Source organism: Paenibacillus sp. FSL R5-0486, assembly GCF_037975155.1.
Taxonomy (GTDB): Bacteria; Bacillota; Bacilli; order Paenibacillales; family Paenibacillaceae; genus Paenibacillus; species Paenibacillus amylolyticus.
This window is the reverse complement of record NZ_CP150237.1, coordinates 223,316-235,924: the sequence shown is the minus strand read 5'-3', so window position 1 is coordinate 235,924 and position 12,609 is coordinate 223,316. Positions and strand designations below refer to the sequence as shown.

The following is a 12,609-nucleotide window of genomic DNA, read 5'->3' as shown; positions in this document are numbered from 1 at the left end:
GCATTAAGTTATTGCGAATGTCCGTGATGCTAGAAAGATCGGCTGCTACCGCTATGGGAATGGCCACCTTGGGTGGTGCCTCCGCCGCCTCCTCCGCCACCGTTGTTATTGTTCTTCTCAATCTTGTGTTTGGTGACCGTTGTACGAATGTACCGATCCTGACGATCAATTACACTGGAGTTACTGGAATCCTCATAAGTCGCACGATTGACCGTGACACGTCCTCCAGAACGATGGGTCATTACACCAACTACAATTCCTCCGATTGCCCCGGATACAGCAAGTTGAAACCACGTATTGAAGAGGATATTATCCGGGTTTACCCCGGGCTTAAGATCCATATATTCGTAGGAGAGCTCCAGATATTTTTCAAAAGCCAATCTATATTTTCCATCCGATACATCTGGGGCAATTTTGGCCGTAATTTTATCGGCTCTGCCATTATCGATGTACTCTTCCCCTTTGTGAAAACCAGCCAGATACATCTTCCGATTGTACATGTCTATTGTAAGAATAACTGCGTTTCCATGCGTTTTATCGTAACCAAATCCCTGATCGTCATAAAAGTCTTCGGTAAGCAGTTTTTCACTTTTATGCTCCTCGTTATTGGAGGTATAGATTACAAAATCCGTCTGCCGTTCCGCACCATACTGATTCGCAAGTAGATTCAATTCACTTATCTCCTGCTCACTCAGCAGGTTGGCCTCATCGTAGATGAGATTTTTGCTCTCCGCTGCGGATACCGATGACATGGGAATCAACGGAGCAACAAGGGTGATCATAAGTAAAATGAGCGTAGCCATCACGGCCAGAGGGGTTCTTTTTCTCATAAGAATCCACCTCCCATCATCCAGGAAATCAGCTTCAGTGACAACAACGAGACCGCTGATACCCCTGCGAACCATCCTGCCACTTTGGCTTTGCTGATCGGTGGTTTGCCGACCACTTTCCCTGTCTGACCATTCATGGCAAAGGTATACTGTGCCCGATTGTAGTCATAGTTGACCATCCACACCGGGAGCAGCACATAGTCTGCATTTTTGAGCGTAGTATCAATCTGTTTGTCCGTGTAGCTCACGCTGGTATATCCGGATACAGTTGAGGCAATATAAGAATCAATGTACGATCTCGTTTTATCCTTGGCCCGTGGAAAAAGTTCCTCGTCCGTATAACTGTATTTTTCCGCAATGTACCCCGCCAGATACGGGGTCTTGAACAATTTCAGCTGGTTATATGGGAAAGGCTCCAGCTTATCCATCAGTTCATCCTTCATTTTCTCCGATGCATCGATGGGCAGATTCACGTAATTCAGCCGAATTCTGCGGTATATATCGAAATGCTGTGTTTCCGTGTAATGGTAGTCGCCCTGGGTGTAGGATCTGACCTTGGTGCCACGACCATGCACTTCGATTTTGTTATGTAACTCGTACAACCAGAACGGCACGTACATGCCGGTAATGCTCTGAATCCGATCGGCGGACATGAAGCCACTTGGCGTTAAAAGGCCGTTTTTGCACCACTTTTTGAAAGCCTGCTTGGCTTGATCCTTGTTAATAGAAAAGGGAATCACCATCGCGGGGGCCAGATTGCCTGTCAGCCGATCACTGAGTACAACCGCTGCACCGCAGAAACTGCATGTCGTCGCACTGGTCTCCGGTTCTGTCACAATGTCAGCTCCGCAGCTGTTACAGTGGTATTCTTTGACCTCATTTTCGGTGAATACTTGTCTCTTCAAGGGATCGGGGATCTGCTCTATGTTGTCCTCGCGGCCGCAGCTGGGACAGGATAATGCACCTGACACACTGTCAAAGATCATACCACTGCCGCAGTTTGGACATTTATATTCAATAACCGGCATCTGCTCACCTCAATGTTAACGAAATGGTGTAACGTATTACTTATTCTTCAGCTTTTCCTGAATCGCTGCGAGTTCTTCCTCTGCACTTGGCGACGCACTCTCATTATTACCCGCATCTGCGTTCATGTCCCTCTCCAACTGGGCAATTAATTCGTCCAAATCATCTTCCTGTGCCCCAGCACGAAGTTCTGCCAAAGCCTCTGCTTCGTTCAGCGCCTGATTCGCCTTGTCTTCCATGGCCTTCAATGTAGCATCAGCTCTGCCCGCAGATGCATTCCGTTCGTTGGCCTGTTGCTGCGCCTTTGCATCTGCGATGCGACCTTTCAGTTCTGCATGCCGCGCCTCCAATTTCCCCAGATCTGCAACGAGTTTATCATTCATATGTTTCATCATCTTCGCTTTGGCAGAAGCACGTTCATAGGCAACCTGTAATTCGTTCAATTTGTCAGCTAGCTTCACTTTCTTCTCCAGAAAACCACGTGCCTTGTCTTCGTCTCCCGACTCCGTCGATTTTTCCGCATACCGCTGTAACTTCTTGACCTCGGTGCTGCACTCATCGAATGCTCGCTTCGCACGGCTCTCATCCGACAGCACCGCTGCCGTTTCAGCCTTCACCTGACCCAGATCACTGCTCAGGCTGCGCATATATTCATTCACACTTTTCTCCGGGTCTTCCGCCCGAGACAACATGTGGTTCACATTGGCCTTCATCACGTCTCTAAACCTCGATAAGATTCCCATTACTTGTTCCTCCTCCGAAAAGTTCATATGTATACTATAATACATGAATACGCCCACATACGTTTCACATTTCACGATGGCAAGTGGAGTTACTACGATCCAAATCCGTACTATAAAAACGTAATATAAGAAAAGACGAGCACTTATAGTGTCGCCTTATAATCAAAAAAAATCACTCATAATTATCAGTATCATTCTTCCTCAATCACAGTCCTTTAATGAACAGCACACTTTCCTCTGCGATCCGATTTGGATCGGTATTATGAGTTTTAGTCCTTTGCCCGCAATCCACAAATCCCTACCTAACTACGGCTCGACCGGAAGGCTTTCCACCGCTGTGAAAAACACATCCAATAGTTCAACATTATACGTTTTATGGACGTATTCGGTTATTAACGCCACATCCTCTTCCCCCTGATACTCCAAGCATGGGCGGCCCTCACTCCACAGCACCCTGCACGGGAACTTCCCGACAACATCCTTAATGATGTGATCCGGCTCAGCTACTTTATGAATGTCTCCCATATGAAATCTCCTCATTTCTCTATACTTATCTTGTGCAATTATGCATTAATTTTGAAATACATAACGATTCGATTCAGTGTACTTCATCACATTCCACTCGGAGAGTTATGAAGGCATAACACACAGGCATTTTGCAGATACAACAGGGCTGGTTCCCCCATAGGTGCCATTCCTTCGCAAGTTGGCTATAATAAGGGGATCAAAGTTTTCTATAAAGGCAGGAAAATTATGCGTACACGAGTTCACTTTATTGCTCCCTACGAATCGATGATTCCTATCATACAAGAGTGCATTCCTCGTTTTCCCCAGTTAGCCATTCAGACGGACGTGGGCGACTTGGCAAACGGTGTGGAATTAGCAACTCAAGCTGAGAAAAATGGTGCAGAGATTATCATCAGCCGCGGCGGAACCGCCCAACTCATTAAAAAAGCAGTGACCATTCCCGTCATTGATGTGCAGTTATCGGGCTATGATATGATTCGTTCACTTACACTGGCAAGCCAGTTTAACGGCCAAACAGCTATTGTTGGCTTCTCCAACATCACCTCTGGTGCACAATCCATTATTGATCTGATGGATCTGCCCCTCAAGGTCTATACCATACATAGCTCGGAAGATGTGGCACGATTACTCTTGGAGTTGAAAGCTTCCGGGTACCGACAGATTGTCGGAGATGTGATCACCGTCAACACTGCGAAGACCTATGGTCTGGAGGGGTTGTTAATCCAATCTGGCCAGGAATCCATCCTTAGAGCGATGGAGGATGCACAGCTGGTCTACCGTTATTTGAGCAAAAATCATGCGATATCGATCATCCTGAATGACCTGGTTACACGGGAACATCCCAATTTACTTATTTTAAATGAACGGAATGAAGTTGTATTCGAGAACCTGACCGATTTTGAGAAAAATCCGCTAACCGATAATCACATATATCTGACCAACACCAGCCTGGAGTTCCATCAATCCCAGATCCAAAATGTGTTCATGGTGGACGATTACCAGCTCACGGTTAACGCCTATGAAACGACCCTGGACAACAAGAACTACAAGGTATATATGCTGGAAAAAGGACAACCCTATGCCTTTGCACAATTCGGCATAACAACGTTTACGGACGCATCGATGGAGCCTATCGTTGCCGAATCCCCTGCCATGCAGGCGGTATTACAGAACATTCGGGCACACTACGAGAATCATGAACCGATCTATCTGCGGGGTGAAGCAGATTCCGGTAAATCTTTTCTGGTCAAACATATTCATCAGATGTACTCAGGTGGCGGACTCTTATTACAGATGGATCTCTCGCAAGTTCCGCCCGGTCATTTGCACAAGATACCACTCGCCAAGGTTAGAAATGTAGAGATTAACCAAATGGAAACACGTATGGAAGATCCGGAGTTGCTCGCCTTTATCCAGAACTGCCTTCAAAATCAGATTGGGGTGTTTATACTCGGGGAACAGATAATGAACCCGCAGTGGTCACTTGATCTGGAGCTTAATACAATCATGATGCCAAATCTTGCGGATAGACCAGAGGATCTGGCTCCACTGATGCAGCATTTCCTGACGGATTACTACCACAAATACGGAACTACTGCGGTGAGAATCAAAGAAGATGCTCTACAGCTGATCCAAGATCAGATCACACATATGAATGTCAACCAGCTGAAACATCTGATCAAGCAGGCTGCACTCAACGAACAAGATTATGTAATCACCACGGCTACCTTGTCCCGCTTGCTGGATCAGCAACCTTCTTCAAGCCCAATGAAGTTGAACGGTACGCTGAAGGAGATTGAGAAAGAAGTTATTCAGTTCGTGCTTCAGGAGGAAAATAACAATCAATCAAAGGCCGCAGAGCGTCTGGGGATTAACCGGGCCACATTATGGCGTAAACTTAAAGATTAACTTTAAGTTTGCGTCTTTTTTATCGCTTTTATGTGTTGCATTTTTAAACAGTTAACAGCGTATTTAAAATTTAACAATAATTTATTGTTGCTATATTAAACGATATGGGATAATATAATCCCTGCAAGCGCTTCATAAAAACGATTACTTCATAAGGAGCTACTACTATGAACATTAAAGCAACTTTAGATCGCATCCCTGGCGGTATGATGGTCGTTCCCCTGTTACTTGGTGCAACCATTAATACATTCTTCCCGAATGCCCTGCGCATTGGCGGATTCACGGAAGCACTTTTTGTTAACAGTGCCAGTACGTTGATTGCCCTGTTCCTGTTCATTGCGGGTACACAGATTACGTTTAAAACAGCAGGTTCCTCTGTCGGCAAAGGTTTGACCTTGCTTACGTTCAAATGGGTGATTGGTGCAGCCCTTGGTTTTATCGCTATTTTGTTCGCGGATTCAAACGGGTTATTTCTCGGTCTGGCCCCGCTTGCGATTATTGCTGCGATGACTAACTCTAATGGCGGTTTGTACATTGCTCTCGCCGGCCAATACGGGAAAGAAGATGACAAAGCAGCCTACCCTTTCCTGGCTCTCAGTGATGGTCCTTTCCTGACCATGGTAGCGCTCTCCATCTTTGGTGCGATGGGTTTTGCAAACGGTATGTTTTCCCCTATGGCCTTTGTCGCGGTATTGCTTCCGCTCATCGTTGGTGTCATTATTGGTAATCTGGACCGCAATCTGGCGGAATGGCTGCATAAAGGCAGTGACAAACTTGTTCCGTTCTTTGCATTTGCTCTGGGTATGAACATTAGCTTCTCCTCCATCATTCAAGGTGGTCTTAGCGGAATTTTACTGGGTGTGTTAACCGTGTTATTAACGGGCGGAATCGGTTTCCTGCTCTTTAAAGCCATCGGCTGGAACCCCATCGTGGGTGCTTCCGAAGGTTCAACAGCCGGGAATGCCGTAGGTACACCTGCTGCCATCGTGGCTGCTAATGCTTCATTTGGCCCGATTGCCGAGATTGCTACGGTACAAATTGCAGCGAGCGTTGTAACAACAGCCATCCTGTTGCCGATCTTCATCGGGTTCCTCTCCAAACGACTGGAGAAATCAGGCGGAGTCGAGAAATACAATCAACGACCAACCACATAAATGGGTATCACCTGATTTAATGTGCTTAATCTGTGCTTAATGGATGATCTGAACAGACTTTTTATTAAATTGTGCTTACAAGGAGGGATGACTGCATGAAATTAGCCATTATTGCAGATGATTTGACCGGTGCCAATGACAGCGGGGTGCAGCTTGCCCGTCACGGCTTGAAGACCAGTGTTCTTTTTAATATAGATGAAGGACCTCTTACACGTTACGATGCCGTTGTCTTTGATACAGATAGTCGTTCCATATCCTCGCAGGAAGCCTATGACCGTGTATATCAGGCTGCTGAATTGCTGACGAACAACGGATTTGAGACGATTTTCAAAAAAATGGACTCCACCATGCGTGGTAATATCGGCATCGAGATTGATGCTGTATATGATGTCGTAAAGCCGGACTTTATGATGATTGCCCCGGGTTATCCAAAAAATAACCGGACGATATTGGAAGGAATCCATTACCTGAACGGCGTTCCGCTGGCAGATACTGAAATTGCCCATGATCCGAAGACACCTGTAACGATTTCCTACCTTCCGGACTTGTTGAAACAACAGACCAAGTACGAAGTTGGCGAGATCACCGTCGCCGATCTGGAAGCCGGGCAGAATCATATTCGCACCAAGCTGGAGCAGCTGAAAACAAATAACATTCCGTATGTGATGGTGGACTCCACTGAAGAACGCCATCTGGAACTGATCCTGCAGATGACTCGCGAGTTGGAGTATACCTTTACTTGGGCAGGTTCGGCGGGCATTGCCAATTACCTCCCCGCACATTACGAGTTGGAATCCAGGGCTTCGTCACTTGATATCCCGGAGAATCCCGGTCCAATCCTAACGGTGGTTGGCAGCGTGAACAAAAACTCCCGAGAGCAGCTGCATCGCTTGATGCGCAAGTCCCGCGTAGCTTCAGTCTCCTTCCATTCTTTCAAAGCGGTATCCGCAACCGCAGACCGCGCGGAAGAGATGGAACGTGTATATAACGAGGTTCGAGACAAAGCGCTGGAAGGACAAGATGTTGTCCTCTACTCCACCGCTGAACAGGTGGATATCGAACTGGCACGAGCAACGGGCGAAATTCGTGGTCTCAATCACACGGAAGTCAGCAACGAGATTGTACTTGCGATGGGTGAGATCTGTGCCAGACTGCTGGAAGAGGGATTGTTCAAAGGGGTATCCATGACCGGTGGCGATACAGCAAAACAAATCTGTCTGAAATGGAATATTAGCGGCTTCGAGTTGCTGGATGAGCTTGAAATCGGCGTGCCGATCTCCAAGTTTATAGGGATTGATGATCTGCATGTGATTACCAAAGCAGGCGGATTCGGTAAACCGGATGTCTTTATCCATGCGATTCAAAAATTAAAAGGGGGTATTCTCGTATGAAACCTACAATTGGAATTACGATGGGCGACGCAGCAGGTATTGGACCGGAGATTATTATGAAAGCACTGGGTCATCAAGAGATGTACAATCAGTGCAATCCACTCGTTATCGGTGATGCAAAGATTCTGGAGCGTGTGTTGCCTGTCATCGGTTCAAGTCTGAACGTTAACGCGATTCAAGAGCCTTCTGAAGCCAAGTATGAATTCGGTACTGTGGATGTGATTGATCTGAACCTCGTTCCTGCGGATCTGGAATACGGTAAAGTATCTGCCGTGGCTGGAGATGCAGCATTCCAGTTTCTCGCCAAAGCCATTGATCTTGCCAAAAAACAGCAGATTCACTCCATCTGCACCGCGCCATTGAACAAGGAAGCTCTTCATCAGGGCGGGCACCTGTATCCGGGGCACACCGAGATTCTGGCAGACCTGACGGATACACAAGACTTCTCGATGATGCTGACCACGCCGAATCTGCGCGTTATTCACCTGACAACACACATGGGTCTGATCGATGCCATTGCAAGTATTAACCCGGAAAGAACCTACACCGTCGTGAAGCTTGCTCATGATACGTTGAAAAAAGCAGGCTTTGAGAATCCGCGCGTTGCCGTATGCGGAATCAATCCTCATGCTGGAGAGAACGGCTTGTTCGGTAATGGAGAAGAAGAAGAGAAGCTTCAGCCCGGTATCGAACGTGCACAGCAGGAAGGCATTAACGTCGTTGGTCCACTCCCGGCGGACACACTCTTCTTCCGCGCTGGTCGAGGTGACTTCGATATCGTCGTAGCCTGCTATCACGACCAAGGCCATGCACCGATCAAAGTAATGGGCATTGAAGAAGGCGTGAACATCACCGTTGGTCTGAAAGGCGGTATCATCCGTACGTCTGTTGACCACGGTACAGCCTTCGATATCGCTGGTAAAAATATCGCCGATGATAAAAGCATGCTGGCTGCCATCCGCTCTGCTATTGAGCTGGCGCCGAAGGATCGAGGATAACATCAAGATTTATTCGGTACATGCGTGAGTCTGATCGTAAGATCAATTGTATTCGTATCGGTATATATTCGGTATTCGATAAATAGAAGGAAAAAGGCAAACCCTCTGTAAGTTCAAGGGTTTGCCTTTTTGTATATCGTCCACCCATTTATTCAGACCAAGAGTCTTGGTTGGTATTATGGCCATCAAACATATGCTAAACTGATCATAATAAGCAAGTAAAGTGGAGAACTCCTGTAGACCTGCAGTACACATCGATTACGTGAAGTTCACACCGATTTTAAATGATAAAAAGGAAGAGATTTAATGGGACGAAAACAATCTTTTACTGAAACAGAGCTACTGGACACAACTAAAAAATTAGTACTTGAGCATGGCTATGACGGTTTTCATCTCAAGCTGCTCTCACAGCATCTGTCCGGAGCCCGAAGCACGATATATCAGTATTACTCTAATAAAGAAGAGATTGTTGCTGCTTGTATGAAGCGCTCCATATCAACCGTATTAGAGAATTCATTAGCCATTGATGAGACAGATCCAATGGATGCTCTTGAGCAACTGCTTCTGATCTACGCAGAAGAATCTACGCTCCATCAACTTCTGGGAGATGCCAGTAAAATTAATACAACTAATTCTGCTGCGGCAACGAGAGATCTTGAATTTATTGAGGAAGCACATAAGACCCTAAAAATTCAATTATCACGCTTGTTTGAACGCGCTCAGCAGGATCAAGCCCTGCGACAAGATATTCCTCTACCTGTACTTATTGGTGTTTTTTTTAACTTAATTAATACGCCTAATATGCTAAATATCCCTACGCCTGATTGGGGAAAGCTGCTGTTCCAAATGTGGATCGGAGGAGCCAAGAGCTAACTTTATTCTTGGCTTTAATTTGACACAAGTGTCATTTATATCGTTTAATAATGAAGACCACGTGGCCGCGCATCTAAATTGACACTTGTGTCAAAAAAAGATAGAGAAGGAGTTGAACAGAACATGTTTTTAGCGATGAAGGAGTTAATGCATAATAAAATGAAGTTTTTGATGATTATCATTATCTTCGTACTAATGGCTTGGTTGGTATTTATTTTATCCGGTCTGGGAAATGGATTATCTACGCTAGCCGCATCAACATTCAAGACCATGAAGGCTGATTATGTCATCTTTGAAGAAGGAGCTCAGTCTTCCATGAGCAAGTCACTGCTGTCAGATCAACTGGTGGCGAAGGCGGAACAACTTCCTAATGTGGATGCTGCATCCCCTATGGGAAGTACGATGGCAACAGCAATGAAAGAGACGAGTACCAAGAATGAAGATAAAGTCGATATAGCGATTATAGGAATTGACCCAGGAAGCTTTTTGGAACCAGCTATTGTAGAAGGTAAAAGCCTGTCTTCCGAGAACCCTACGGGTGTCGTGGTGAATTCAACCATGAAAGATGAGGGCTATCAACTTGGGGACACGTTTCAACTGGATGGAACGACTGAATCCTTGACAATTATCGGATATGTGGAGAATCAGACGTATAACCACGTTGCATCCGTATTTACCCCAATGGCTGAATGGCGGAAGATTGCCTTCGCGGCTCCAAGTTCAGATAAAGGAATTGCCGGACCGGTTAATGCGATCATGTTACAAGGCGAGAATATTGATCCAGAAGCTATAAATAAAGAGTTATCCAGCACAGATACAGTTACCCGAGCAGCAGCTGTACAAGGAATGCCAGGATACAAAGAAGAGAACGGTACGATTCTAATGATGCTTGCATTTCTACTCGCGATCTCTGCATTTGTACTCGGGGTATTCTTCTATGTCATTACGATGCAAAAAACCAACCAGTTTGGCATTATGAAAGCGATAGGCGCTAGTAACCGTTTCTTGGGAAAAGCCATTATCTCGCAAGTGTTTGTACTTTCGCTGACTAGTATTGTTGTTGGAATCTTGCTAACTTATGGGACAGCAGCAATTATGCCAAAAGGAATGCCATTTAAGCTGGAAACCAGTCTTGTCTTCAATTATTCTATTATCTTGCTGGTTATTGCTATGTTAAGTTCACTGGTATCTGTTCGCAAAATTACTAAGATTGATCCGCTTAAGGCGCTCGGGAGGGTTGAATAATGAGTAAGGGACTGCACATGCGGGAAGTCACCATGTATTATGCCGAAGGAAACAATCGGATCACCGCGCTTGATCATGTATCCATATCCGTGGAACCGGGGGAGTTTGTTGCTGTAGTCGGACCTTCTGGTTCTGGTAAAAGTACATTCTTATCTATTGCTGGGGCCATGCTGAAAGCCTCCGAAGGAGATATTCAACTAAACGGAAATCATATTTCGAAGCTTACGGAGAAAGAGCTATCTAATATAAGGCTGCAAGAAGTTGGATTTATTATGCAATCTTCAAATCTAGTTCCCTATCTAAATGTTCTGGATCAACTGCTAGTTGTAAAAAGGATGACCGGGACGATTAAAAAAGAGGATAAGGCATTTGCCTCCAAGCTGCTGGAAGAACTGGGGCTGGGTTTGAAGTTAAAAAGTTTTCCCGAAGAGTTATCCGGTGGTGAGAAACAACGGACAGCCATTGCTCGTTCTTTAATGAATAATCCCAACATCATCTTAGCCGATGAACCAACCGCCAGTTTGGATACCAAACGAGCCCATGAAGTGGTTAGTCTAATCGCGCAAGAAGTGAAATCACGCCAAAAGGCGGCCATTATGGTTACCCATGATGAGCGTATGCTTGAATATTGTGACAGAGTATATCGGATGTATGATGGCGGTTTGTCCCTAGCTGAATCGTAAATATATGGACCAAACAATATACCATTTCTCTTCTCTATTCTTTCTTTTATAAAAAGCTTCTATTCAGAAAAGAGTAACATGTTAAGTAGATTTTAGGTCTGTCCATCACTCTCCTCGTCCCACTCACTCTAGGCTCCCAAGTGGTTCGGGTCTCTCACCCACAAGTATAACTTCACGCTCGCTCTGCGAACGTCTGCTTCGGCGATATGCACTTGGTGACATTCCGTTCTGTTTGTTGAAGATGCGATTGAACTGGGAAAAGCTTGTGAACCCACACTGTGCAGCAATATCTGTGATTTTCTCACTCGAATTCAGCAGCATTTGCTGGGCATTCCGAATACGGGTCATCTGCACGTACTCTGTGAAGGTGAAGCCGGTAACCTTATTGAATTGGCGAGACAAGTGATGGGCACTTACATAAAAGCGCTTGGATACCTCGTCCAAAGATAAATCCTGCTGATAATGGCTGTGAATATAAGAGGCAATGGCATACATGCGCCTGGACATCGCTGATCCAGTCTCTTCACGCACATACCCGTTCTCTGGTGAGTAACGATGAAGAGCACAGAGAAACTCCACGAACTTGCTATGAATCATAACCGATTGAAGGACAGAAGGCTGCTGCGATATAGCAAAAATATCATTGATCGGCGCGAGGACTTCCTTGCGTCTTTCTTCTGTAAATCGGAATATCGGGACCGGTTTATTAAAAATCGAAAACAGCTCTGTGTAACCGCTCTCAAGACCAGGTGTATTACGTGGCATGGCAAAGGTAATCATCAATCGTTTCGGCGGAGCACCCTTCGGATATTGCGTTTTATGCAGCAATGAAGGCCGCAGCAGAACGATATCCAGAGGCTGGATCTCATATAAACTGCCTTCAATGATGTGCGCAGCTGTTCGATCCAGAAGAATACAGATTTCATAGAAATCATGGAAATGCTGAAATTCCATATTCAGTTCATGGGAGCGCTCGTCATAATCCAGATGATAAAAAAGTGAATCTCCAGGCTGGTTCACATGGATCGCATATCCTTGCTCGTATGCCAAAACCGATGGTGTCATGGACATGTCCCCTATCCTGATTCTAATGATTTTATTTTAGCATGAAATGCAATAAAAAGACGTTATTTTCAGCATACAATACATAGTTTCGCCCATTTCTCTTTTGTTATGATAGAGTTGATATGTTAGCGCTTGCAGTATTATCACTCCAACAACGACTACAGC

12 protein-coding genes are annotated in these 12,609 nt (G+C 45.5%); 7 read left to right on the top strand and 5 right to left on the bottom strand.

Annotated elements, in window-relative coordinates; genetic code table 11:
* Window positions 1-29 precede the first annotated feature (29 nt).
* The 4 genes from MKY01_RS01115 to MKY01_RS01100 form a co-directional block, all read right to left on the bottom strand.
* A complete protein-coding gene (locus MKY01_RS01115; RefSeq protein ID WP_339285032.1) occupies window positions 30-830 on the bottom strand; it encodes a TPM domain-containing protein in 801 nt (266 codons plus the stop codon).
* Entirely contained in the window at window positions 827-1,858 is a 1,032-nt protein-coding gene (locus MKY01_RS01110) for a TFIIB-type zinc ribbon-containing protein (protein ID WP_339285030.1), read from the bottom strand. Before MKY01_RS01110 ends, MKY01_RS01115 begins: the two co-directional genes overlap by 4 nt.
* Before the next feature lie 36 nt (window positions 1,859-1,894).
* Window positions 1,895-2,599, bottom strand: a complete 705-nt coding sequence (locus MKY01_RS01105; RefSeq protein ID WP_282319720.1) for a PspA/IM30 family protein — start codon at window positions 2,597-2,599, stop codon at window positions 1,895-1,897.
* 306 nt (window positions 2,600-2,905) lie between these two features.
* The gene (locus tag MKY01_RS01100) at window positions 2,906-3,124 is read right to left on the bottom strand and encodes a hypothetical protein (RefSeq protein ID WP_100526457.1); all 219 of its coding nucleotides are present in this window, start codon (window positions 3,122-3,124) and stop codon (window positions 2,906-2,908) included.
* 228 nt (window positions 3,125-3,352) lie between these two features.
* On the opposite strand from MKY01_RS01100, the gene MKY01_RS01095 reads away from it, so the two are divergent.
* From MKY01_RS01095 to MKY01_RS01065, 7 genes are all read left to right on the top strand, one after another.
* Window positions 3,353-5,035, top strand: coding sequence for a PrpR N-terminal domain-containing protein (locus tag MKY01_RS01095; protein WP_339285027.1), 1,683 nt, complete (start codon window positions 3,353-3,355; stop codon window positions 5,033-5,035).
* A gap of 167 nt (window positions 5,036-5,202) precedes the next feature.
* Entirely contained in the window at window positions 5,203-6,189 is a 987-nt protein-coding gene (locus MKY01_RS01090) for a 2-keto-3-deoxygluconate permease (protein ID WP_036616292.1), read from the top strand.
* 95 nt (window positions 6,190-6,284) lie between these two features.
* Entirely contained in the window at window positions 6,285-7,580 is a 1,296-nt protein-coding gene (locus MKY01_RS01085; RefSeq protein WP_339285025.1) for a four-carbon acid sugar kinase family protein, read from the top strand.
* Window positions 7,577-8,578, top strand: coding sequence for a 4-hydroxythreonine-4-phosphate dehydrogenase PdxA (pdxA, locus tag MKY01_RS01080; RefSeq protein ID WP_047841480.1), 1,002 nt, complete (start codon window positions 7,577-7,579; stop codon window positions 8,576-8,578). The genes MKY01_RS01085 and pdxA overlap by 4 nt, the downstream gene beginning before the upstream one ends.
* A 306-nt stretch (window positions 8,579-8,884) precedes the next feature.
* Window positions 8,885-9,451 (top strand): TetR/AcrR family transcriptional regulator, encoded by a 567-nt coding sequence (locus tag MKY01_RS01075; RefSeq protein ID WP_127546394.1) that lies wholly within the window; start codon window positions 8,885-8,887, stop codon window positions 9,449-9,451.
* 123 nt (window positions 9,452-9,574) lie between these two features.
* The gene (locus tag MKY01_RS01070; protein WP_127546391.1) at window positions 9,575-10,696 is read left to right on the top strand and encodes an ABC transporter permease; all 1,122 of its coding nucleotides are present in this window, start codon (window positions 9,575-9,577) and stop codon (window positions 10,694-10,696) included.
* A complete protein-coding gene (locus MKY01_RS01065; RefSeq protein WP_036616278.1) occupies window positions 10,696-11,379 on the top strand; it encodes an ABC transporter ATP-binding protein in 684 nt (227 codons plus the stop codon). Before MKY01_RS01070 ends, MKY01_RS01065 begins: the two co-directional genes overlap by 1 nt.
* A 123-nt stretch (window positions 11,380-11,502) precedes the next feature.
* On the opposite strand, the gene MKY01_RS01060 is transcribed toward MKY01_RS01065, so the two are convergent.
* A complete protein-coding gene (locus MKY01_RS01060; protein ID WP_127546388.1) occupies window positions 11,503-12,444 on the bottom strand; it encodes an AraC family transcriptional regulator in 942 nt (313 codons plus the stop codon).
* Window positions 12,445-12,609: the final 165 nt, after the last annotated feature.